Origin of the sequence: Bacillus sp. 1735sda2 (assembly GCF_024159245.1) — a bacterium.
GTDB lineage: Bacteria > Bacillota > Bacilli > Bacillales > Bacillaceae > Bacillus > Bacillus pumilus_O.
This window is the reverse complement of record NZ_JAMYWZ010000001.1, coordinates 1,845,146-1,867,975: the sequence shown is the minus strand read 5'-3', so window position 1 is coordinate 1,867,975 and position 22,830 is coordinate 1,845,146. Positions and strand designations below refer to the sequence as shown.

The window sequence follows — 22,830 nt, the reverse complement described above, 5'->3', positions numbered from 1 at the left end:
TAGACTATGATCTAGTGATCTACGAAGATTGTGCGATTATCCCAGACTCACAGCCTTATTTTTTTCCTTTGCACCATGTTCAATTGAATGTCTAGGCATGCTTGCACCTTTTCAACGGTTTGATGATTGAAAATCAACATCATATCTTTGACAGTAATCGAGCGACTTTCTCCCTTTTGAACACATATATCATGACATGCTCTTTTCGTTTGAATCGTGATAGTAACTGGCACATCTTGATCATCATGATGATGCAAAACCACTGTTGCTGTATTGAGTAATTTTGTTCCATTCCGCCAGATTTCAATCGAACTGGGCGATGTTGAAAAACCAAGAAGGATGTGGTGAGGTTCTATGTTCTTTAAAATGAGTGCATCATAGACGGGCAGATCTGCTTCAATCATTCCGCATAAAAAAGAAAGATCAACAAGGATCTTTGAACTGGATCGATATAAAACTTTCTGACAACATGTCGATCGCATGCAGCATGGGACAAGAAGCTCTAGCACCACACAATTCTGTTCTTCATTGATGGAAAGCAGAGAAAAATAGCAAGTCTTAAACACACTTTTTTCAAAGAACACCCATGAGTAGAAAGGTTCTCCATCTTCCATGAGTAGCAAAAAAGGAGGACTCATTGAACGCTTGTGAGTAAAGCTTTCATTTTTTGTTTGATTGTTTATCTCTTTCATTTTACTCATTAACAGGTTTGTCACTTTCCATCAACCCAATTCAATGCTGTATACAAATCCATATGGTCTTTTATCATATGTGCCTTTGACTATTTTGTGCGATTCGCCTAAAGATCAGTAACTAATTATCAGCGCAGCTTTTCATTTATCCAGTTTCTTTATATAATATGAACAATAACTTCCGCGCCTCAGTAGCTCTAGAAGGGAAGAGCGCCGTAAAACAAATTGTAGCTAACGGGTCGCAAGGCAAGGGTTTCAGAAGCACCGAAAAGCACACGAGCTGAGACAGGTGAAATTCCTGTCGGTGAAATTCCGTAGGGAAGCGTGTTGCCCCTAGCCTATGCTTACGAAAGGAGTGCGGGTTCGAATCCCGTCTGAGGCTTATGAGGTAAATGGAATGGGAGGATAAAACATCATGCATGTGTTTGAAGAATATGTAAGCAACATTGGTAATCCAGAGCTGAAGCAACGCACGCAAGACATTTTACAATGGATATTAGACACATTCCCTGAACTAGAGCCAAGAATTGCTTGGAATCAGCCCATGTTCACAGACCATGGCACATTTATTATTGGGTTTAGCGTGGCAAAACATCACATTTCTGTCGCACCAGAAGGTAAAGGAATTGAACACTTTTCAGCTGACATTGTACAAGCGGGTTACGATCATGGAAAAAAGATGTTTCGCATGAAGGAAAGCTTGCCAGTTGACTATCCTCTCCTAAAGAAAATCATCGAATTTAATATCGAAGACAAAGCGGATTGTACAACGTTTTGGCGAAAATAAAAAGAACCCCGATCTGAGCCATAAACAGATCGGGGCATTTTACTACAACATGTTATTTTGTACTCTTCCTTACAACGTTCTGCTCAAGCCACTCATAACAAGACAAGATGGCATTCACGCTCCTTTGGCATATCGGCAAATAGACAACAGTGACCGCTGTTAAACTCGCTATGATAGCACCTGCTAAGACATCAAATGGATAATGGACACCGACCCAAATCCTTGAAAAACCAACGGCGCACGCTATGAGCAGCCAGTAAACATGGCGTTTGTGAAAGAGCCAAAAGATTAGACAAACAGAAAAAATAAAGATGGTATGATCACTCGGAAAAGAGTTATTCACTTCCTTTTGAATCAAAAGATTGACGTGGCTCATTTCTGCAAAGGGCTGCTGATTGAAATAAAAGATCCCTGCGATTTTCCCAAGTAACTCTGCTAATATGAAGGTCAGTCCGGCAGATACGACCATCGCCCTATTGTACCTGCTGCGATTTTGAAACCATACAAACAGACACATGAGCGCTGCTAACAGCACTGTATATTCAGCTAGTCCAATAAATATCGGATTCAAGTAACCATGATCAATACTGAGCTGATTCACCCACCTAAATAAATCTTCATTGAATCGCCGCATCTCATTTCATTCCTTTTTCCCCGATTTATGACAAGGATAAATGAAATAAGATAACTCCTCCATCGAATGAACGAACAAACTATGGAATCATATGACATGTTTGTCACTTTGCTATCACTAAACATTATTCACTTTCTGGTCTAAAGAGAGTGATGTTGCTCCCATTCCTTTTTAAGTAAAGCATATTGGTACGTGTTTTCATATTTAGGGGTGCCGTCCTCATATGTAGTAAAAGAAATAAACTCAAGAAAAAAGCCTTCTTTTCGCATGCATAGTCGCTCACATAATGCCTGGGAACGGACATTATCATCTTCTACATAAGCATAAAGCCGCCTTGCTCTCTTTTCTACAAACAAATAGGACAAAAATGCTTCAGCACTCTCTCGTGCATATCCCTTTCCTTCATAAGCTTCATTGAAATTCCAGCCGATTGAATACGTATCAGGCTCCTCTTTTAATGAAACAACTCACCGATCGTCTGCCCACTTTCTTTTAAACAAACCGCTATATATGAATGATCTTCTTTTCTCTTTTGCACGATAGCCAAAGCTTCTTCTAATGTAGAAATTCGATCAGTGAGAAAACAATTTACTCTTGGATTAGACAAGTACTCAAGCATTCCTGCTGCATCTTCATCGCAAAACGGTCTAAGAATTAAACGATTCGTTTCTATTTGATTCATAAATAACTCCTCTTTGCATCATTTCGTATTTTCTAGCCTCTCCATATTTTAGATGACATGGACAGACTTTGACAATCAAGTTATCGTAAACTGTCTTCAATAAATGAAACTCATTAAAAATATTTTGCTATTAAATAATTTGATCAAAACTGATAAAATAGAACCTATGTTTCTATTTTAATGAAAAAGGGGTTACACGATATGATCAAAACAGTGGATGGCAACATTTTAGAGGCAAGTGAAGACATCATCTGTCACCAGGTGAATTGTAAAGGCGTCATGGGCGCTGGATTAGCCAAACAAATCAAAAGCAAATACCCCAATGTATACAAAGAGTATAAACAATTATGTACAGAACAAGTAGATGACTTGCTAAGTTCCGTTCAACTCATCTCAACAAATGACAGAAAAACAATTGCCAACCTATTCGCTCAAACCGGATACGGAAGAAAAAGAATGCAAACGGATTACGATGCCTTACGCAGCTGCTTACAAAGCCTAAAAGACACAGTAACCCATTCAAACCAAACGTCCATCGCCATTCCTTACGGGATCGGCTGTGGACTGGCGGGTGGCGATTGGACGATTGTGGAAGAGATGATTGAAGATGTACTGGGTGATTGTGAGGTGACGGTTTATCAGTTTAGATAATGGAATGAGGTTTTTTGAAACATAATGACAAAACCCTCCTTAAATTGGAGGGTTTTGTACTTTAGTTATCTTCTTTATTTTTTAAATAATTGAATACAGCTTCTTCTGATTCACCTAAAATATGTTCTCGAAGACTTCGAATTACTGAGATGTTAACGAATGAAATAAACAGTGTCCCCCTCTCCACCGCTGCATCACGGAATAAATTAAAGATATTACGTCTTTTCCTTAATATATAACTCTTGCTATTATACTTATTAAAACAGCTAAAATTGTTGAGATCATAACTATACCAATAATTAATGAATGTTGTCGCTTCTTCATACTTATAATAGCTACATACTCTCTTATAAAGGCATTTATCCAAAAATAAAGCTTTGTCTTAGAACCATAACCATATATTTTTAAACCCATTTCTTTAGCTATTAAAGACGCTCTCAATATATGGAAATTACTCGATACTAGTACAGCCTTATAGTTTTTACTCAATCTACTCATTATATCTTTTGAATAAAGAATGTTTTCTTCCGTTGTTTTAGAGCGTGTTTCTTCTATTATGACATTATCATTTAAACCTTTTTGTTTAGCATAGTTTGCCATTGCTTTCCCTTCGGGTAAACTTTCATCTTCTCCCTGGCCGCCAGAAAATATTATTTTAATACTTTCATTATTCTCATATTTGTTACGGATTTCTATAGCTTTATCAATTCTACTTGCTAGTAAAGGGGGTACTTTATCATTTATTAAGCCACTACCTAAGACAACAATAAAATCAGGCCGTTCAATTATAGGTAACTTTTGCAAAAAATATGTATTTACAAAAACTATAATATGTACTATAAAATATGTATAAACGATTGTAATTCCAATACTAATAAACCCTACCTCCCTAATATACTGATAATTATTTAAAATCGCAATACATACTATATATAAGATTAAACTAACTAAAACGATTAATGTTAAGCTATTTGCAAACTTTTTACCTTCTAATTTCCTTACTTTGATTCCATTATATAAAAGAAAAGGTAAAAACCACCATAAAAAACTTAAATAGAAGACCATAAGGATAACTAGTAAAAGTACGCCTAGAATGGGGATTATAGAAACTTTACCCAGCAATGAGATGAGGCTAAAGGGAAATAAAACTACGGAGGTTATTACTAAAAAACCGTTAATCATATTTCTTCGATCATACAATATTGATAGTATTAAACTGATTACTGATAATATAAATAGAAACCATAAAAATAAAATCAGCCATATATCCATAATATTCTCCAATTCATAATTATTTAAGAATCCATAAACATGCTATAATGTTTATGGATTCTTATTTTTTTCAAAATTAGACTTAGATGTTTCTTCAATCTTACTTACTATAGACCTTCTTTCTTCCCATTTAACAAGGTATGCTTGATTCTTCTTAATTGGATTCAATAAGCTCAATTTAAGATTTTCACTCTTACCATCTTTATAACCTGATACTTCATAAATATAATACTTGATTGACTTCCCTTGATCATTTGTCTCATGTTTTATTTTAGGGTCTTCAGTATTATAAATATAATAATCATTTGTTTTATAGTAACCTTGATCAGAAAATAAATAATACCCTCCGAATGATGCCATTCCTAAAATAACTAAAAATAATATTAATGCAAACTTATTCATAATTTTATTCTCCTCTTTAATCTAATAAATTGCTGTATATATAATTACAACAATAATCATTATTGACACACTTGATAAGAATATATACTTATTTCTATTTATTTTTCAAACTGTAGAATCTTCACTGTACATATACCGACTTTTAACCATATATAATCCTACTATGAAGAAGTTAAGAATTTGTATACTGTCATTCACGATAAAATCTCATCCCATAAACACGAAAAGTTTTTATAATAACACTAATAAGATAAACAGACATAATGCTTAGGGCTATGTTTATTAATATACTAGATGATAATCCATATAAAACCACAACAATAAATCCCAGTAAAACATAATGCCGGTATATTATTGCAAAACCTCTAATGAAATCTAAACTCTTTATTCTTTTATTCATTGCTCACTCCTTTTAAATTCTAAATTGCATACGTATAATAACTTCATTATCTGAGATGCTTTTTAGACATCCATTATTTTTTCCTTACATCTTTAACATATCATATTATAATAAAGGCTCACTACAATATTATGTGACAATTACTGTATCTATATAACAATATTGTCACTTTCAAAATTATAACATGTGAACAAATCAGCAAATGATTGGTGATTTAATGCAGTATTACTTATATATAACTGAAAAAATGCATATTTTCAATATTAGCTTCTATGACCACCAGTTAAACCAGCTCTGTGCAATGCAGTACCGCCTTTCGTGTATGAAACAGCCCTCAACAATGCTTTTGAACCATATTTATTTCTAGTGCCATCCTTAACATAACCCAACTGTCTTTTTTTCTCTAATCCTCTTTCATCGAATAAAGTTAACTGTTGATTGGCATCTTCTTCAATTTTCCCTAATGTGACTGAAATACTTCTGACCGTCTTATGCTGATATAACGTGTTAAACAACTCCGTACACGTGTTATAGATGTCCATAGTGATATTGGTTGGACTTTCAATTGTCTTGCTTCTGTGGAACCCACCGTCATATTCTTCTTTGCTATATCCGATACCTAAACTAATCGTTCTTCCTACTTTGTTATGATCCCTCGTTCGTTTAGCAACCTCTTCACATATTTCGAGAATGACTGCTTTTATTTCATCTTTTGTCGTGTAGTCTCTGAGTAAAATCTGACTTTTCCCAAAACTCACTTGTCCCTGTAACACTGGTGCACCTATTTCAGATAAATCAATTCCCCAAGCATGGTGGAACATCTGATTCCCCATCACTCCGAACTTCTTTTCTAAAGTTTCAAGTGAATATTTAGCTAATGCGCCAACTGTGAATACTCCCATTCGATTCAAATTTTGTTCCATTCGTCTCCCAATTTCCCACATTTTAGAGATTGGTCTAACTGGCCATAGTTTCTCTGGAATGTCTTCATATCTCCATCTGACGATACCATTTGACGCTTTCTTGCTTTCTAAATCCAAAGCAAGTTTGCTGATCAGCATATTGTCACCGATCCCAATTGTACAAGGTAAGCCAAATTTCCGCATGATAGCATCCTGTATGTGTTCTGCTATTTCTTCAACACTGTTCCACATTCTCATAACACCATCAACTTTTAAAAAGGATTCATCTATGGAGTAAGTGTGAACATCACAATCTGGAACGTAACGATAAAACAATTAAGTGATTTTCGTTGAAACGTTTATAAAGGTATCCATTTTAGGGTTAACTATATGGATTCTTGAATCATTGGGAATCTCGAATAGCCTCGATTCTGTCTTAATCTTAAAATCTTGTTTGAGTTTAGGGCTTGCTGCTAACACGACACTCCCCTGTCTCTCTGTGTTGCCAACTACAGCTAAATAACACTCTAATATCATAACTGCTGAAATGGAAGCGTAGAAGGATTTCATGTCTACACACAGTATTTTTGACGTGGAAACTTGGTGTAATCAATCATAAGAAACTCCCACTATATCATCTAATAAAATAAAGTGAATATCATCTGACATATCCTTTATATGCAGCACCTTTTTTTCGTAATTGATGTATTGTGTGAAACCTTTAAGTTTATTGACAATTCCTGACTCATAAATTGAAAAAATTAACGGCTTGTTAACACTCATTGCGTAAGCAATTGTTGCTTCAAACTCTTCTGCTTGTTGTTCATCTATAATTGGTTTATCTATTTTTTTCGTTTCTGCTAAATCATGCTTAAGTCGTGCAACATGCTCAGGTAACATCATAGCTGTCCATTTAATCGCACCTCTGTCTCTAAGCATTTAATCACTCCTTCTTGAATGATTAAATAGTTACAGAACAAACGTTCTTTATCAATGTATTTTCAGAACTTTTGTTCGATGTAAAATTGGTATACAAATTCTATCCTTCTGTTAATTTATGTATAACAATTAGGAGGTTAACAATGTCACTTACATCGAACTTAAGCAAAGTAACACAATTCAAAGAAATAGTTGCTGCTATTGCGCCTAAAAAGAAAGATTTCAAGACTGCAAGTGGGAATAATCCCTTTTCTAAAGAGTATGAAATGTTAGTGCCATACACATTGGAGAAATCATCTGATGCAAGCTTAATAGGGACTGCCTTTGATTACTTGGCAAGGTTTAGAATAGCCCAAATAATAAATAAAAAAATGAGATTCGAAGAACTTGTTGCCTATAAAGGACTAAAAAAATTGCAGAAAGACACTGGAAATAATGGCTTAGAAGATAAATATTATTCGTCTATTCAAAAAGGAATTGATATGTATGTCAAAGGTGATTTAGCATTAAATAGTGATGTTTGTGTGACCGCCTTAAAACTTGGGAATCTAGAGAGATATTCTAGAGCGAATGTGCCAGGGGTTACTGAGGCTGATATTTTCGATATACAAAAAATAGACATGTTAACTAATGAACTCACTGGATTAATGGAGACATTTGAAGAAAAATTCATTAGCAGTGGATTTGTTAAAACAGACAGCAAAGTAGTTTTCAATCCTCACTTTGGGGTTGCTTCCCTAAGATGCAGATATTCTAGTTGATGATGTGTTATATGATTTCAAAGTGGTTAAAGATGTGGGATACAAGTCTGCGGACGTTCTTCAGCTAACTGGATACTTCCTTCTTAATCAACTTTTAAAGGAAATAGAGCACAACTATAACGTATCAGAAAGCCTTCCTTTCGATGACATTGAATTCAGTAAAATTTGTCTTTATAAAGCAAGATTCGGCGAATGTGAATACTTTGATTTTAATGATATCAACGACCAAGATATTCGTGCTGCGCTTATAAGACTTGCTGAATACTTTTTGAGCAATCCTGATAAAACTGTTAAGTATACATTTTTAAAAGCAAATCCTCATTATGATCTAGCTGACTATGATGATGCTTTGCGTTCTATAGCTAATTCAAACTAAGGCACCCCTTTTTGGTGTTTTTTAAATTAAAAAGGATGCATTTCAGCAACCTTTAAACTTAAATGTCATTAAATTAAAAGCAACATTCATAGATAGTTTGTATAACTTTTAGTCTCTCTCCTTTAACATTTTTATGAGATCGTCACTAAGTTGGATATCAATATCTTCTGTATCACTATCTTCATCATCATCTTCAACAACAAATAACCCTTCAATAAACCCAGTAAAAGTATCAGCAATCAGGAACAGATCCTGGTCTCTATCTCTAAGTTCATGATCCCAAAAATAAATTTCCCCTTGATTTATTTCACTAACATCTAAACAAATTAGGTCTCCGCCATCTGCGTCTGCGATAGGAATTATTTGTTCTAGTAATTGTTCTTTATATGTTTTTATGGCTTCTCGTATATCATAATCATTCTGTTCCAATCCATAAAACAATTCGACTGGCACTGATTCACCAACTAACCAAACTGGTTTTTCTCTTAGAGAGGTATATACATTGTCCTCAATCCAACATTCCCCGTATTCATTAATAAAACTTTTATAATCAGAAGAAATGTGATATCCGTTTTCTTCTTCTATTTTATTCATTTCGTATAATAAACTATTTGTTTTGGTTGATCTGATATCAATAGTGTATTGATCAAGTTTTTCTTTAATCCATTGAAAAATCATTTTTGTAGCCTCCTCTTAAGTCTGATGCTCCACCAATATGTGGCACATTTTTATGTAAGTCAGTCGGAACAAGTTGGATCTTCTTAGCCTACTTTTTCTAGAGCCAATTCATATCTAATACAAAAACCCTCCTTTATTTTGGAGGGCAGTGTGTTAGTTGTTTTCTTCTTTATTTTTAAGATAATTCAGCACGGCTTCTTTATCTTTCTCGTCTTCGGGTAAAAACCCGAACGTTTTATACTCCCATACAGCTCTTCTCTGGATACCATAAAGCCCTATAGATAAAATATCTTCATAGCCATAATTAATTGAGAATTTACCTGTTTTATCTAATTGGAGGGTAGCTGTTGTCCAAGCACCTAAATTAATTTGTACATATGCTTTTTTCAATTCTTCAAAAATTTTACTGAGTTCGTATAATAAGTGAATGTATGTTGATTTACTTACATTATATTTAAGTGGAATTTCATGTCCATAAACATACTCTTCACTATTAGTCTCGTTGAAACAAAATGTAATTCCAGCCGAATCATCTAGTATTTCTGCATACATCCAAACTTTATCCCAATCACACGGTATTAATTCATTAATTGATTCTGCTATTTTTTTATAATAGTGTTCTATTGATTCCATTATCTTTAACCTCCAGGTTGATTCTTGATAAATTCTTGAACATAACTTTTTCCGATTTTATATTCTACAAAAAAACTCTCGGGTCTTAACAAATCACCCTGATAAATAGGCTCAATACTTACCTCTACATGTTTTGGTGGAATCTCTTTTAGTGCAGCCAACCATTCCTGCTCCATGTTGTACCATTTACCGCCACTTCTATTAATCTGTGAACTCATCGGCACAAGATTATCAATATCCCCAGACCCTTTAAAAATAGATGCAATCAAATGACCTCCGTCATCTTTTAATAATCGGTCTGGCTTACCTGAATTAGACTGAGCATATTGGTTTCTTTTGACCTCCCCGTATTTTAAATCACTTGCTTCGACTTTGACAATACGTCCATAGTGAACGGTAGTGTATGAGTACCCTTGTTTTGTTGTATAAACTACATTTGGTTTTAATACCTTCTTGCGTTTCCATTTCACATATTGATCTCCGTAACTGACAACAGTCGGTGGTGATTTTGGTGCAGGTAATCGTCTACCTGTCTTAGAGATACCATATACAGGCTGATTGTCCAAGTGTTTTGCCATGGAAAGAAGTTTACTTTTTAGATTCTCCCCATCAAACACATTGTAAGGAAGTTTCCCTCCACCAGCCATTTGAAACTTTGGTGAGTACGGCAATAGATTCGGAAGAGAGACTTTGTCTAATGATTTTGCTCCTTGTTCAAGCCCTTTCTTCACTGTAGTTTTCGCTGCGGTTGTCCACGTTTTTGTGATGGCTCCCGCCCCTTTAGAACCAAAGACAATTTCTGCGAGTGAACCAGTCGCATAGGCGAACCAGTGTGACCGTGAATACGCATCACCATCTATGACTTCTTTTTCGAATGAGTCTGAAATCGCTTTTCCAATCGCTTTTGATGTTTCAATTGGATGAGAAACAGCCGTTACGACTGATTCTACGGCGCCACCAGGATCTGTTACAAGATCGTAGATGCCTACTACTGTATCTTTGGCCACATCATATAGACCCACTGCAGCACCTTTTACACTATCAACGAATACATCTGATGCTTCTTCCTGCGCTTTGATTTGGAGCAGCTGGCTATAATACAATTTTTGATCGTAAGAAAGATTTTCATATCCAATTTCGTCTACAATCTCAAAGTATTTCTCTACTGATAGACACGAAGGATCATTGAGCTTTTCTTTCAATTCTTTGATTCTTCTTTTCTCTTTTTCTTCTTTTTTCGCCTTTAAATATGCTTTCACCTGTGCATCGATTTTATCATGATTCTTGTACACATCTGTCTCATGAAATGCTTTTGCATCATAATACATGGGCTGAGCGTTCTTACCTTTTCCTGTAGCAGCCATCTTTTTTGTATAAAAAGTTGCAAGGTGCTTCTCAATCGCTTCTGATTTTTCGTGTTCTGTTTTTAGCGCATGATCTAATGTATGTATAGCCTCAATTGCATCTTTTCTTTTTTTGTTAGCATCATCTAAATGCTCATCTACCTCTTTGTTGGAAAATGTCTGTAATTCAATCAAATCACTAATATCGTCAAAAATCGTTGATAGAGCTTCTTTTTGTTCCTTGACCATATCTTTATTGTTTTGAATGCCTTGCTTCAATTGAGCATCTAGGAAATGCTCATCAATAAATGTACTCCCTCCTAATGATTCATCATCTAGCTTCCCTTTCACTCCATCTAAAAAAGCCTTTTGCATATCGATAAAATCAAGATAAGTGTCTGTGTATAGTGCAAGATCATTATAAAAAGCTTTGATATTATCAGCACCTTTTCCAGTAAACTCATCACCTAATCCCGATACACCTTTCAGTGCTTTTTTCACAAGTTTCATCTCTTCTTGAAGCTCATGATAGGCCTTTGACCTCTGTTCGACAGCTGATAGTAAAGATGGAGCATCTAATATTTTCATATAAAAAGACTCCTTTTATGGAATATTCTTTTACTAGAATACCATAAGGAGCCTGACACTTTAATCCATTTTATTGTTTATTAACCAATTATCCATACAGAGCTACCTCTTGATGCGAAGGTTTTGAAAAACACGCCTGTGTCATGCCATGCATAAGAGCATGTCTTTTATTGATCTTTTAGTTTTTTGAAAACCACAAATTGATATAATCCAAATAGTACGGTTAAGGTGATAATTGCAGTAAATATCTGATCGACTGGAAGCAAGAAATATACGACAATAAAAGATAAAAGCAAAACAAAATAACCTATGCTGAACGCTTTTTTGAATGTCATTTATTTGACCTCCTTTTTCAATCCTATCACGTTTCACCTCACTACATAACCAATTTTCCCCTAATGAACAAAAAAAGACCCCACCCCTTTAAGGATAGGCGTTTTATTTTAATGCTTTTTGGAGTATCGTCTTTGTGGATAATTAGAAGTTCCTAATGATTCATTTAAAAATGAATGATGCCAAATTCTACTGCCGTTTTAATTGCTTCAGCTCTTGATATAACTTCTAGTTTTTGATAAATATTTGTTAAATGTTCTTTTACCGTTCTTTCTGAAATCCCTATATCAAATGCGATTTCTTTACTTCTAAAACCTCTTGCCACCGCTTGCAAAAAAAGCAGCTCTTTTCCAGTCAGCAAGCTGTTCTCTCTTTCTGTTTTTTCTTGAGTTTCCTGATGTTCTGTTGACTCAAAAATTTTTGTAGCTACATTTGATTGAAGTAAAATGTCTCCTCTTATAGCAGCTTCAATCGTGTTAAATAAATCTTCTCTACTGGCATCTTTTAATAGGTAGCCTTTTGCACCCAATTTCAGCCCTTGAACCATCAATTTATCTTCATTATATGTAGTCAGTATGAGCACTGGAATATTTAATTGAAGAGATTGCATTTCTCTCAGCATATCAAGCCCATTCATTCTAGGCATGTTCAGATCGAGTAACACAAGGTCCGGCGCTTCCTTCTTCATCACATCCAGTCCAATATCTCCATCTTCCGCTTCTCCAACTACTTCAAACCGGTGATCTGTTTCAAGAATTAATTTTAATCCTTCTCTAACTACATAATGGTCATCAACAATCACAATTCGATAAGACAATGTATTTACTCCTTTTTCAAAGGTATGGTAACCGTTACTTGTGTACCTTCATTTTTTGTACTTTTCAAGCAGATTTGTCCGTTTACGAGTCGTACACGTTCTGTCATACCAATTATGCCATAATGTCCAAAAGTGGATTCATTTTTTTTCTCATCAAATCCCACTCCATTATCTTTAACTTCTAAATAAATTTGGTCGTCTTGTTGTTCCAAGACCACCCAAACGAGACTGGCTTTGGCATGTTTTGCGATATTTGTTAAGCATTCACTGACAATATAAATAGTATGTTCTATAAGAAAAGGCGACACTTGATAAGAGTCAGATATTTTCTTATGAACTGGAATATTCGTCGCCTCCATAAAGCGATTAACTTCACTCTTAACCGAATCAGCTAAATCATGTTGATCTTTCCCTTGCATTCTAAGATCGTCAATAACCATTCGTGCCTCAGCCAATGTTTTTCGCGCTTGGCTCATTGAACCTTTAATAATATTTTGAGCACGCGTCACATTCTGCTTGTCTAAGTGTGCTTGAACTGCTTCAAGCTGCATAATAATACCTGCAAGTCCTTGGGCTAGAGTATCGTGTAGGTCTCGCGCCATTCTTTGACGTTCATTTGCAAGTGTCAGCTCCTCAACTTGTCGGTGTGCGAGCTCTAGCTCTTTTAGAAAGATTTGTGTTCTAATTCTAGCTTTCACTTGTCTAAAAAATAAAATAGAATACGCGAAGACCACAATTAAAATTAAAAATAAAATAGGAATGTATACCGTCAGATCATCTGTATCATTAACTAAAATAAGTGCAAGAAAGAAAAGCACATAAAAGCTAAGCCCTGTCAATATCACCTTCAAGGTATGATAGTACACACCAATACTTTGTGCAATGAGAACCGGTAAGAGACCTATTAGGATGACAGGGGAGGCTGCTTGCATGACTGAGACACAAAGTAAAACGATAATCCCTTGAATCAGAAAATATACCCATGGATTATTTTGGAACCAATAGAATGACCACCAATGTAATATAAGATGTATGATAATGAGTGCAGAAAAAAACAAACCCGACATCGACCATTGTGTAGTGATAAATTGAATATAAAAAAGACCTGACTGAGTGTCAGCCAGGCTCACAAAGGGGTCAATCCTATTCTTATTATAACTAAAACAAAACAGCCAACCGAACATTTGTTCTTATTTTATATTTCGAAATTTTCCAAAATAAAGTAAAATATATTTATAGATATTTTATTTAATTAAATCAAAAGGAGGCATCAAATGAACACAGGGTTATTTGAAAGTTTTATTAGGAACATGCTTAAAGAAGGACTTGATAAGATACTTCACATATCACTCTAAAGGAAGGTGTTTTTCTCATGTTCCACACTAGAAATTCTTCTCAGCACGAAGCCGAATTTGTATTGCTAGATCAACTGGTCGAAGTGGATCACCTGCTTCGTAAAATTGATCAGTACATTGACTTTTCATTTATCGTAGATAAAGTAAAACCCTATTATAGTGAGAATAAAGGTCGTCCTTCTCTTGATCCGCTTATTTTGTTCAAAATGATGTTTATCGGATACCTTTACGGTATCCGTTCTGAAAGACAACTCGAAAAAGAAATTTACTATAACATGGCGTATAGATGGTTTTTAGGTTTGAACATCAATGATCCCGTTCCCCATCACTCCACTATTAGTTGGAATCGTCGTACTCGATTTAAAAATACAACGATTTTTCAAGACATTTTCGATGAGATTGTGCTTCAAGCTATCAATCATGATATGGTAGGAGGTCGCGTTCTTTTTACTGATTCAACTCATCTTAAAGCCAATGCTAATAAACATAAATATACGAGAAAAACGATTGAACAAGATACCCAGAACTATATCAATGATTTAGAAGAAGCAGTCCAAGAAGATCGGGTGGCACATGGAAAAAAGCTCTTAAAGGTAAAAGAGGAGGTGAAAACAGAAAAAGACATTCGTCAAAGTATGACTGATCCTGAAAGTGGCTATCTATATCGCGAAAACAAGCCTGAAGGCTTTTTCTACCTAGACCACCGGACAACAGATATGAAGTATAATATCATCACCGATGCTCATGTCACGCCTGGAAATGTCCATGATTCTGTTCCATATCTTGATCGGTTAGATCACCAAATCGCACGATTTGGTTTTCAAGTAGAAGCTGTTGCGCTTGATTCAGGTTATTTGACAACACCAATTTGTAAAGGTTTATCTGATCGACATATTTTTGGTGTCATTGCCCATAGACGTTTTCATCCAACAAGAGGATTATTTGAGAAGTGGAAATTTCAGTATGATTCTGAAAATGATCATTACATATGCCCAAAAGGTGAGAAGCTTTTATATACGACAACAGATCGAAAAGGTTATCGATTCTACAAATCAGATCCTAAAAAATGTGCATCGTGTCCTTTCCTTGAAAGATGCACAAGGTCGAAAAATCATCAAAGAGTCATCTCAAGACACATATGGGAAGAACATAAAGAAAAGATCAGACAGAATCGTCTAACTGTCTCTGGAAAAGAGCTATATAAAAAAAGAAAAGAAAAAATAGAGCGAAGCTTTGCAGATTCAAAACAACTGCATGGGCTTCGCTACTGCCGGTTAAGGGGGAAACAAAATGTGCGTGCCAGAACATGAAAAAGATTGCCACACACCTAGCGAAGCTAGGCTAGGTGTGTGGGAGGCCTTTTTCATTAAATCTCATCCATCATAATTACGATGAAAATAAAAAAGCCTGTAGAAAACATGAGTTTCTCTACAAGCTGACAGACCATGTTTGGTCTGTTTTAAATTTACCTATAAATTTTGAGATATTGCATTTCTATCGATCATAGTCGTGTTTCGATCAGTCGGTGATAGTATACACTCTTCTGCTACAGCAATCCCCTTAAAAGACCTCAATAAAGAACTTTAGTGACTAATTAAACACACTTCTATTACTACAATCCTGACCCTTACATTTCAACTGAAGATCAGAAATTAATTATTGATTTTGAAAAGGGTAAGCCTTAAAGTACTAACTGTAATTGGCTGCCCGCTTATATTGACTAATCTGAACACCGTTCCTGCAGGGACTACGCCAGAAAAACCTATAGCTGATACTTGTTCACCTGTTGAAGTTCCGTTGACAATACCACTTGAAGTACCACTACCACCACCCAAAACTCCATTTGTTGAAACACCTATACTAATTGGGCCTGCTTGAGTAGCAACCGCACTAACTTGTGCAGATATATAATAGTTACCACTTTGTTGTACGGTAAATGTATCTGGAGCAGTAAAAGTTACATTATCTAAAAATTGGTTCCCAACTAATGAAAAGTTTCCATTACTAGCTACGGTTTGAGTAGTACCATTACTAGTAGAAGCCGAGGCTGTTGATAACGTTCCAGTGGCACCCGTTGGACCGGTTGCTCCCGTGGCTCCTGTGGCTCCGGTCGCTCCGGTTGCTCCCGTGGCTCCGGTTGCTCCCGTGGCTCCTGTGGCTCCGGTCGCTCCGGTTGCTCCCGTGGCTCCGGTTGCTCCCGTGGCTCCGGTTGCTCCGGTCGCTCCGGTTGCTCCCGTGGCTCCCGTGGCTCCTGTGGCTCCCGTGGCTCCGGTTGCACCCGTGGCTCCGGTTGCTCCCGTGGCTCCGGTTGCACCCGTTGGACCGGTTGCTCCCGTGGCTCCTGTGGCTCCGGTCGCTCCGGTTGCTCCCGTGGCTCCGGTTGCTCCGGTCGCTCCGGTCGCTCCTGTATCTCCGGTCGCTCCTGTTCCTGTTGCTCCCGTGACACCCGTGGCTCCGGTTGCTCCCGTGGCTCCCGTGGCTCCTGTGGCTCCCGTGGCTCCGGTTGCACCCGTGGCTCCGGTTGCTCCCGTGGCTCCGGTTGCTCCTGTCGCTCCGGTTGCTCCTGTTCCTGTGGCGCCTGTGGCGCCTGTCGCTCCCGTGGCTCCGGTTGCACCCGTGGCTCCGGTTGCACCCGTGGCTCCTGTTCCTGTGGCGCCTGTGGCGCCTGTCGCTCCCGTGGCTCCGGTTGCACCCGTGGCTCCTGTTCCTGTGGCGCCTGTGGCGCCTGTCGCTCCCGTGGCTCCGGTTGCACCCGTGGCTCCGGTTGGTCCTGTTCCTGTGGCGCCTGTCGCTCCCGTGGCTCCGGTTGCACCCGTGGCTCCGGTTGCACCCGTGGCTCCGGTTGGTCCTGTTCCTGTGGCGCCTGTCGCTCCCGTGGCTCCGGTTGCACCCGTGGCTCCGGTTGCACCCGTGGCTCCTGTTCCTGTGGCTCCGGTTGCACCTGCACCCGCTATCAACGTGTAATCTGGTGATGTTCCTGGCGTGCCCGTTGGAGGCGCCGTATTCACGATATACGTACTTCCATTGGACGTCACAACTTGACCTACTGGATAACCTGGTGATGCTGTTGGATCGAATGGTACAATTCCTGTTAAGCCTACTCCGGTCGCTCCTGTTGGACCTGCTGGGCCGCTTGAACCAGTCGCTCCACTAGTACCTGTGGCTCCTGTTGCACCTGCACCCGCTATCAACGTGTAATCTGGTGATGTTCCTGGCGTGCCCGTTGGAGACGCCGTATTCACGATATACGTACTTCCATTGGACGTCACAACTTGACCTACTGGATAACCTGGTGCTGCTGTTGGATCAAATGGCACAATTCCTGTTAAACCTACACCGGTCGCTCCTGTTGGACCTGTTGGGCCGCTTGAACCAGTCGCTCCACTAGTACCTGTGGCTCCTGTTGCACCTGCACCCGCTATCAACGTGTAATCTGGTGATGTTCCTGGCGTGCCCGTTGGAGGCGCCGTATTCACTAGATACGTGCTTCCATTGAACGTCACCGCTCTACCCACTGGATAACCTGGTGCTGATGCTGGATCGAATGGCACAATTCCTGTTAGTCCTACTCCAGTCGCTCCTGTTGGACCCGTGGCTCCTGTGGATCCTGTACCTGTTGCACCGGTAGCTCCTGTAGCACCCACACCCGCTATCAATGTATAATCTGGTGATGTTCCTGGCGTGCCTGTTGGAGACGCCGTATTCACTAGATATGTGCTTCCATTGGACGTCACCACTTGACCTACTCGATAACCAGGCGCTGATGCTGGATCGAATGGCACAATTCCTGTCAAACCTACACCCGTCGCTCCTGTTGCCCCTGCACCTGCTATCAACGTGTAATCTGGTGATGTTCCTGGCGTTCCTGTTGGAGATGCCGTATTCACTAGATATGTGCTTCCATTGGACGTCACCACTTGACCTACTCGATAACCTGATGCTGATGCTGGATCAAATGCTACAATTCCTGTTAGACCTACACCTGTCGCTCCTGTTGCCCCTGCTGGGCCGGCTGGACCTGCTGCACCCGCCGGGCCGGCTGGACCTCTCCTACCTGGTCGACCTTGAATAACACACACACACGGATCCTTTCCACAACATGGGTTTTTCCTTACTCTCTTACAGCTATCACACTCCCAACCGTAATCTTCATGCGAGTCATACCAACTTCCTCTTTTATTAGATGGACATGATTTTCCGCAATGTCTACATCTTTTCATAAGATCACCTCAAGGCCATACTATTAAATAATATGATTTTGGTTCTGATCAATTAACCCTCATTATGTTGATTTAGACATTTTATTATTGATTAGTATGTATAATGTTCTTTTTCTTATATAGTTTATTTCTTTATTATTAAGGATCATATCTAAAATATGTAATCGTTATTTGGAGAGAGCCCGATTATAGTAAGAACACCTGAATTATTATCCTTCAATTTATCAAATGGATAATAATCATTAAATTGTAGGCTTTTATCCTTTAATTTCTAGATAATTGATTCATACATGTTTCTTAGCAACTGATTATCTGATTCCCTAAAATGAGCAATTTCATGTATTCTTTTTGGATCTTCATCAATTGCTTGAACAAATTTAGTTATAGCTTTATTCGCTGAATCATTCATAGCGCCCGAGAATTCTTTTAGTGAACCTGAATACGTTGAGAGCGAATTCGAGTATAGATGATCATACCCTTCTATGATTTTATAATCTCTAATGAGACTGTCAGATAATTTATTTCTAAAGCTATTTTCATCATAAATGTCTTTACTGATATGGAAACCACCATGTAAATAGTGAACCTCCATATTTGTTAACAATTCTATATTTTTATCATAATTAGTTGTAAATATCTCATCAAACTGTGAAAACCAATTCATTAATCCTTTTGGATATAAATGGAACAATTAGTTAATATCACCATTATTATTTATAGAATCCAGGAAAAAACATTTAAGTGCTTCTTGAAAATTAAATTTTTCTGGATTCGTTATATGATTATACCTACAAAAAAACTCATGATGCATAAAAATAGTCTTCAAAACCTATTTGGTAGTATCTCAGTTTCCTTTATGGAATCTATATCTTTGTATAAAATTACGTAATTCTGCTTCTTCCCTTTTTCCTATATGTATTTGAATTTTACTTCTTATTATTTTCGAACTAAATGCATAGAGTCTTTCAAAATATTCTTTTATTTCATAAGGATAAATATCTTCAGGAAAGTTTCCTTCTTCAATATTTTTTATCGCCCTATCTATTATATTTCTATTTGTGTATTCAACACCACCAAATTGAATACTTATTCTTTTTCCAACTAATACAATACTTCTCAATAATTTCTTCCCCTTTCTTATTTAATACAATAATTTCACTGAAATGTACAGAAGTCCGTTGAAAGTCGCGACCTATTCTTTCATTCCAATTTAGTGATAAGAGTATCTAAATTTGTCTATAGATTGTTTTAGTGAATCGTACTCGAGATCTCCTGGCTGCAGATCGATACGGGGATTATTTTGGTGCAGGGTTAATTTTATGTACGGGAATTGTTTTGATATTCATAATATATCGCCTCCAATTAAAAAACACCTTATCTCCTAAGGTGTTCAGTACTTATTTAAAAATTCTATTTAGAATTTCATCCAAGCATTCTTGTAATAATCGTTTATAAAAGCTTAATTCATTTAGTTCAACTTTATCCTTATATGTAAAGTACCCCCATAGCCCAACAGCCAAAACAGCAACAAAAATAACAACAGTAATTTGAATACGTATATCTTCTATTACTACTAGAAGATAATCATTACTATATTTTGGTTGGTTACCTAAAACGAATGCTAGGATTACATAAAAAGCTGCAGTAGTATGGGACTGACCCCCGTTTTTGAGTCAGGAATCAAAACACCTTTATACAGCCAATTGCCGATAGTTTATCGGTGATTGGTTGTTTAGTTTCGTTTGAATACGAATGTTGTTATAATAATAAATGTATTCTTTGACAGTGCGTTCTACGATGGTGGTCGTAGTGCGATCAATCCTGTTAAGATAGAACGTTTCAGACTTTAGTGAGGAATGAAACGATTCGATGGAGGCATTATCAGCGGGCGTCCCTTTACGGGACATGCTCATGGTAATGCCTTTTATATGAACAGCTTTCTGATACTCGTAAGATGTATACACAGAACCTTGATCGCTATGTAACACGCAATTCTCAGGCAGTGCTGGGAGCTGATTAAGTGTGTTTAAGATAAAGTCTGTGTCCTGCTTATCACCAATCGTAAAAGCAATCACTTCTCCATTATATAAATCCAATATACTGGAAAGGTACAATTGTTTCTGTCCATAAGGCAAATACGTGATGTCCGTTACTAATTTTTCAAGAGGGCGATCAGACTGAAAATTCCGATCCAGTATATTACCGGCTACGGCATAAGGCTGCCCATTCTTCTTACGCTTTTTCATTTTAACCCGGCATTGCCACTGGTTTTTCTGCATGATACGTTGAACAGTTTTATGGTTAATACGCATTCTCATTTTTAGTATGGCTGTGATTTTCCGATAACCATATCGATATTTGTGCTTTCGGCACAACGTGCCGACCTGTTTCTCTAGTTGTCTTTTAGAATGAGTCTGAGTCAAATCCTTTTTCCATCTATAATACGAAGTACGTAAGATGCCTAAATGGACACAGATGTCCTGTACCGTCATCGTTTTGCGCAATTCTTCTACCAGTTTGATTGACGTTTCCTTATCAACCTCCTTTCAAATTCGTTGTACTTTTTTAAAACTTCATTCTGTTGACTCAAATAGCGATTTTCTACCTGTAGTCTCTCTAATTCAGAAGAGTACTCGGGACCCTTTCCATAGGTATATTGTTTTCCAACAGGTTGTTCGAACCTGTGTGTATCCCCAGCTTTATGCCATCTCACCCATGTCTGAACCTGCGTCTTATTCTTGATATTCAATTCCTGCATGATCTCTTTCATAGGTACGCCTGCCAACCTCATTTCCACAGCCTTCTGTTTGACTTCAACCGGATAACTCACTCTTGTCCCCATAGAAAAAACACCTCCATGTTTTATTTCGGATCACAACGATCCGTTTTCAAACTTGAAGGTGTTTTTTATTTGTCTCATCTTATGGGGTCAGTTCCGTATAGCTTAAAGCTTTTGTATTATGTATCATATCCTCAATCCTACCCCAAAGCATTTTAATTTGTTTTCTATCATGATCATCCTTAATTTCCTTTTTAAATTTTTCTTGTTCAGAAAAATTAGCAATATGCATATTTTTCCCAAACTGTTGCAAATATAGTTGTGCGTTTGTAGCATCATCAAATGACGTTTTACTGTTAGTTTTATTCAAAAAACTCACCTCCTAAACTTATATCGGAGATGAGTTGGGAATTTTTAGGCATTCAGTGAAATGGTTTTATTTAACGTAAAATTCAGATGTATAGAACGTACCAACAGTTTCAACGTGGTTACCATGTTTATCGTAACGTTCTACTTCAACCTTGAATCAATATGTACCTTTCTTGATATCGAATTCATCGTACTGTTTCTCTGCTGGGTTAAGCGGTTTGGTGAATTGGTTTTAATCGTCTCCCACTTTCCATAAACCTTGCGCTGCGGAATAAGGTTCGGTTCTGCGATATAGTCATTGTCATTTTTGACAGCAATACGAACAACCTTATCCTTTCCTAAAATGTGATTCGCTTTTTTTGGATTAGCAGATACACCAAATTTTGATGCCATGCTTATCAGCTCCCTTTTTATATTTTCGCGCTCCTATCCCTCACCAAAAGCACGTGCAGCCATACACCCAAAAAGATGACTATTCCCATAAAAAAAACGCCCCAGAGGGACGCTCAATATAAAAGTAAGATTAAATTTTATCTATTCACACGACGACAACAAGGATTTTTCAAGTCACTTCCACAATCGTACTCTTCAACACAGCACTCACTCTCATACGATTCTGTCACTGGATAAAAATTCTCAATCCTTTTGATGTGTTTATTTACATTTGTAATATGAGTTGGATGAATTCGTCTGATTGTATTCTCACTAGTTGTTTTTTTGACGATATTACGTGTTGGTGAAACAATTGTTTCGTCCTTACAATGATTTCCTTTACGAGAACCAAAGAAAAAATCGTCCATTCTGTTGCGGCTCATATCAACACCCTTTCAACAGTTTTTACTTTCATCACAGCATATGAAAAAATAGTCAGATTGTCCTCCACAAGTATCATTAAAAATGGAAAAATCCACTTATTAACCATGTTATTTTCTCCGGATACGGCCGCCTTGTCGAAAGTACGTTTCGCGTCTCGTGCCCATTATTTCTTCCTAATCGCGCGTCGTTATCGGATCAGCACCTCTCTTCTTACTATTAGAACAAGGAGCAATGCTTTTAAATTGCTTTAATGTCTCTTTAGAAACAGAATCCCTGATCTCATTTCACTCGCTCCTTGCCGAATAAGCACCACCATACGCTATTCGCCTAAATAGATTTAGCAATGATGACTACACTCCGAGAGGATGCCAAGTACAGTCAATCATCAATTAAAATGAAAA

Annotated in this window: 23 protein-coding genes and 3 pseudogenes; 5 read left to right on the top strand and 21 right to left on the bottom strand. The window is 37.4% G+C overall.

Annotation, left to right across the window (positions count from 1 at the left end; translation table 11 throughout):
* Positions 1-47 precede the first annotated feature (47 nt).
* Positions 48-701 (bottom strand): CotZ-related putative spore coat protein, encoded by a 654-nt coding sequence (locus NKR21_RS09620; protein ID WP_144456617.1) that lies wholly within the window; start codon positions 699-701, stop codon positions 48-50.
* A 406-nt stretch (positions 702-1,107) separates the two neighbouring features.
* Between NKR21_RS09620 and NKR21_RS09615 the strand changes: the two genes are divergently transcribed.
* Positions 1,108-1,479 carry an iron chaperone gene (locus NKR21_RS09615; protein ID WP_144456619.1) on the top strand — a complete coding sequence of 124 codons (372 nt, stop codon included), beginning with the start codon at positions 1,108-1,110 and terminating at the stop codon, positions 1,477-1,479.
* Between the two features lie 52 nt (positions 1,480-1,531).
* On the opposite strand, the gene NKR21_RS09610 is transcribed toward NKR21_RS09615, so the two are convergent.
* Both NKR21_RS09610 and NKR21_RS09605 read right to left on the bottom strand, forming a co-directional pair.
* Entirely contained in the window at positions 1,532-2,113 is a 582-nt protein-coding gene (locus tag NKR21_RS09610) for an undecaprenyl-diphosphatase (RefSeq protein WP_144456621.1), read from the bottom strand.
* Positions 2,114-2,253: 140 nt separating this feature from the next.
* Positions 2,254-2,795 (bottom strand): annotated as a pseudogene (locus tag NKR21_RS09605) (GNAT family N-acetyltransferase).
* 201 nt (positions 2,796-2,996) lie between these two features.
* Here NKR21_RS09605 and NKR21_RS09600 point away from each other — a divergent pair.
* Positions 2,997-3,446 carry a macro domain-containing protein gene (locus NKR21_RS09600; RefSeq protein WP_144456623.1) on the top strand — a complete coding sequence of 150 codons (450 nt, stop codon included), beginning with the start codon at positions 2,997-2,999 and terminating at the stop codon, positions 3,444-3,446.
* A gap of 228 nt (positions 3,447-3,674) precedes the next feature.
* Here NKR21_RS09600 and NKR21_RS09595 read toward each other — a convergent pair whose 3' ends face one another.
* The 4 genes and pseudogenes from NKR21_RS09595 to NKR21_RS09580 all read right to left on the bottom strand — a co-directional run bounded on the left by NKR21_RS09595 (position 3,675) and on the right by NKR21_RS09580 (position 7,361).
* Positions 3,675-4,718 carry a YdcF family protein gene (locus NKR21_RS09595; RefSeq protein ID WP_144456625.1) on the bottom strand — a complete coding sequence of 348 codons (1,044 nt, stop codon included), beginning with the start codon at positions 4,716-4,718 and terminating at the stop codon, positions 3,675-3,677.
* 51 nt (positions 4,719-4,769) lie between these two features.
* A complete protein-coding gene (locus tag NKR21_RS09590; RefSeq protein WP_253602506.1) occupies positions 4,770-5,120 on the bottom strand; it encodes a DUF1093 domain-containing protein in 351 nt (116 codons plus the stop codon).
* 663 nt (positions 5,121-5,783) lie between these two features.
* Positions 5,784-7,039 (bottom strand): annotated as a pseudogene (locus NKR21_RS09585) (Y-family DNA polymerase).
* Positions 7,032-7,361, bottom strand: coding sequence for a YolD-like family protein (locus NKR21_RS09580; RefSeq protein WP_144456627.1), 330 nt, complete (start codon positions 7,359-7,361; stop codon positions 7,032-7,034). Before NKR21_RS09580 ends, NKR21_RS09585 begins: the two are co-directional and overlap by 8 nt.
* Positions 7,362-7,504: 143 nt before the next feature.
* Here NKR21_RS09580 and NKR21_RS09575 point away from each other — a divergent pair, with 143 nt between their 5' ends.
* Positions 7,505-8,122: a hypothetical protein gene (locus tag NKR21_RS09575; RefSeq protein WP_144456629.1), complete on the top strand. Its 618-nt coding sequence runs from the start codon at positions 7,505-7,507 to the stop codon at positions 8,120-8,122.
* Positions 8,123-8,156: 34 nt separating this feature from the next.
* Entirely contained in the window at positions 8,157-8,498 is a 342-nt protein-coding gene (locus tag NKR21_RS09570; RefSeq protein WP_144456631.1) for a hypothetical protein, read from the top strand.
* Positions 8,499-8,606: 108 nt separating this feature from the next.
* Here NKR21_RS09570 and NKR21_RS09565 read toward each other — a convergent pair whose 3' ends face one another.
* From NKR21_RS09565 to NKR21_RS09540, 7 genes are all read right to left on the bottom strand, one after another.
* Complete coding sequence (locus NKR21_RS09565; protein WP_144456633.1) at positions 8,607-9,176, bottom strand: SMI1/KNR4 family protein; 570 nt, start codon at positions 9,174-9,176, stop codon at positions 8,607-8,609.
* Positions 9,157-9,255 carry an HNH endonuclease gene (locus NKR21_RS21265; RefSeq protein ID WP_144456656.1) on the bottom strand — a complete coding sequence of 33 codons (99 nt, stop codon included), beginning with the start codon at positions 9,253-9,255 and terminating at the stop codon, positions 9,157-9,159. Before NKR21_RS21265 ends, NKR21_RS09565 begins: the two co-directional genes overlap by 20 nt.
* 74 nt (positions 9,256-9,329) lie before the next feature.
* Positions 9,330-9,809, bottom strand: coding sequence for a TIGR01741 family protein (locus tag NKR21_RS09560; RefSeq protein WP_144456635.1), 480 nt, complete (start codon positions 9,807-9,809; stop codon positions 9,330-9,332).
* 5 nt (positions 9,810-9,814) lie between these two features.
* Complete coding sequence (locus NKR21_RS09555; RefSeq protein ID WP_144456637.1) at positions 9,815-11,740, bottom strand: T7SS effector LXG polymorphic toxin; 1,926 nt, start codon at positions 11,738-11,740, stop codon at positions 9,815-9,817.
* 167 nt (positions 11,741-11,907) lie between these two features.
* On the bottom strand, positions 11,908-12,075 hold the full coding sequence (locus NKR21_RS09550; protein WP_186299642.1) for a hypothetical protein: 168 nt from the start codon (positions 12,073-12,075) through the stop codon (positions 11,908-11,910).
* A gap of 164 nt (positions 12,076-12,239) precedes the next feature.
* Complete coding sequence (locus tag NKR21_RS09545; RefSeq protein WP_144456639.1) at positions 12,240-12,890, bottom strand: response regulator transcription factor; 651 nt, start codon at positions 12,888-12,890, stop codon at positions 12,240-12,242.
* A 5-nt stretch (positions 12,891-12,895) separates the two neighbouring features.
* Complete coding sequence (locus NKR21_RS09540; protein WP_144456641.1) at positions 12,896-14,074, bottom strand: histidine kinase; 1,179 nt, start codon at positions 14,072-14,074, stop codon at positions 12,896-12,898.
* A 188-nt stretch (positions 14,075-14,262) separates the two neighbouring features.
* Between NKR21_RS09540 and NKR21_RS09535 the strand changes: the two are divergent.
* A pseudogene (locus NKR21_RS09535) lies at positions 14,263-15,590 on the top strand (IS1182 family transposase).
* Positions 15,591-15,897: 307 nt separating this feature from the next.
* On the opposite strand, the gene NKR21_RS09530 reads toward NKR21_RS09535, so the two are convergent.
* The 7 genes from NKR21_RS09530 to NKR21_RS09500 form a co-directional block, all read right to left on the bottom strand.
* The gene (locus NKR21_RS09530) at positions 15,898-18,465 is read right to left on the bottom strand and encodes a collagen-like repeat preface domain-containing protein (protein ID WP_301287562.1); all 2,568 of its coding nucleotides are present in this window, start codon (positions 18,463-18,465) and stop codon (positions 15,898-15,900) included.
* 271 nt (positions 18,466-18,736) lie between these two features.
* Positions 18,737-19,156: a hypothetical protein gene (locus tag NKR21_RS09525; protein ID WP_144497077.1), complete on the bottom strand. Its 420-nt coding sequence runs from the start codon at positions 19,154-19,156 to the stop codon at positions 18,737-18,739.
* Between the two features lie 153 nt (positions 19,157-19,309).
* On the bottom strand, positions 19,310-19,585 hold the full coding sequence (locus NKR21_RS09520) for a hypothetical protein (protein ID WP_144458581.1): 276 nt from the start codon (positions 19,583-19,585) through the stop codon (positions 19,310-19,312).
* Between the two features lie 571 nt (positions 19,586-20,156).
* Positions 20,157-21,307 (bottom strand): IS3 family transposase gene (locus tag NKR21_RS09515; protein ID WP_483298366.1). Its coding sequence is split into 2 segments (ribosomal slippage): positions 20,157-21,013 and positions 21,013-21,307, totalling 1,152 coding nucleotides; the frame shifts between segments, so codons are not numbered across the junction.
* Between the two features lie 79 nt (positions 21,308-21,386).
* Entirely contained in the window at positions 21,387-21,614 is a 228-nt protein-coding gene (locus NKR21_RS09510) for a hypothetical protein (RefSeq protein ID WP_144458515.1), read from the bottom strand.
* Between the two features lie 140 nt (positions 21,615-21,754).
* Positions 21,755-22,006 carry a hypothetical protein gene (locus NKR21_RS09505; protein ID WP_238389142.1) on the bottom strand — a complete coding sequence of 84 codons (252 nt, stop codon included), beginning with the start codon at positions 22,004-22,006 and terminating at the stop codon, positions 21,755-21,757.
* Between the two features lie 137 nt (positions 22,007-22,143).
* On the bottom strand, positions 22,144-22,413 hold the full coding sequence (locus tag NKR21_RS09500) for a spore coat protein (RefSeq protein WP_238389155.1): 270 nt from the start codon (positions 22,411-22,413) through the stop codon (positions 22,144-22,146).
* Positions 22,414-22,830: the final 417 nt, after the last annotated feature.

Excerpts from the sequence above, each read along its gene's own strand:
- NKR21_RS09600 (WP_144456623.1), top strand. The coding sequence starts at position 2,997 with ATGATCAAAACAGTGGATGGCAACATTTTAGAGGCAAGTGAAGACATC.
- NKR21_RS09590 (WP_253602506.1), bottom strand. The coding sequence starts at position 5,120 with ATGAATAAGTTTGCATTAATATTATTTTTAGTTATTTTAGGAATGGCA.
- NKR21_RS09575 (WP_144456629.1), top strand. The coding sequence starts at position 7,505 with ATGTCACTTACATCGAACTTAAGCAAAGTAACACAATTCAAAGAAATA.
- NKR21_RS09505 (WP_238389142.1), bottom strand. The coding sequence starts at position 22,006 with ATGGCATCAAAATTTGGTGTATCTGCTAATCCAAAAAAAGCGAATCAC.
- NKR21_RS09500 (WP_238389155.1), bottom strand. The coding sequence starts at position 22,413 with ATGGACGATTTTTTCTTTGGTTCTCGTAAAGGAAATCATTGTAAGGAC.
- NKR21_RS09620 (WP_144456617.1), bottom strand. The coding sequence starts at position 701 with ATGAGTAAAATGAAAGAGATAAACAATCAAACAAAAAATGAAAGCTTT.
- NKR21_RS09550 (WP_186299642.1), bottom strand. The coding sequence starts at position 12,075 with ATGACATTCAAAAAAGCGTTCAGCATAGGTTATTTTGTTTTGCTTTTA.
- NKR21_RS09610 (WP_144456621.1), bottom strand. The coding sequence starts at position 2,113 with ATGCGGCGATTCAATGAAGATTTATTTAGGTGGGTGAATCAGCTCAGT.
- NKR21_RS09540 (WP_144456641.1), bottom strand. The coding sequence starts at position 14,074 with ATGTTCGGTTGGCTGTTTTGTTTTAGTTATAATAAGAATAGGATTGAC.
- NKR21_RS09530 (WP_301287562.1), bottom strand. The coding sequence starts at position 18,465 with ATGAAAAGATGTAGACATTGCGGAAAATCATGTCCATCTAATAAAAGA.
- NKR21_RS09580 (WP_144456627.1), bottom strand. The coding sequence starts at position 7,361 with ATGCTTAGAGACAGAGGTGCGATTAAATGGACAGCTATGATGTTACCT.
- NKR21_RS09595 (WP_144456625.1), bottom strand. The coding sequence starts at position 4,718 with ATGGATATATGGCTGATTTTATTTTTATGGTTTCTATTTATATTATCA.
- NKR21_RS09555 (WP_144456637.1), bottom strand. The coding sequence starts at position 11,740 with ATGAAAATATTAGATGCTCCATCTTTACTATCAGCTGTCGAACAGAGG.
- NKR21_RS09615 (WP_144456619.1), top strand. The coding sequence starts at position 1,108 with ATGCATGTGTTTGAAGAATATGTAAGCAACATTGGTAATCCAGAGCTG.
- NKR21_RS09565 (WP_144456633.1), bottom strand. The coding sequence starts at position 9,176 with ATGATTTTTCAATGGATTAAAGAAAAACTTGATCAATACACTATTGAT.
- NKR21_RS09560 (WP_144456635.1), bottom strand. The coding sequence starts at position 9,809 with ATGGAATCAATAGAACACTATTATAAAAAAATAGCAGAATCAATTAAT.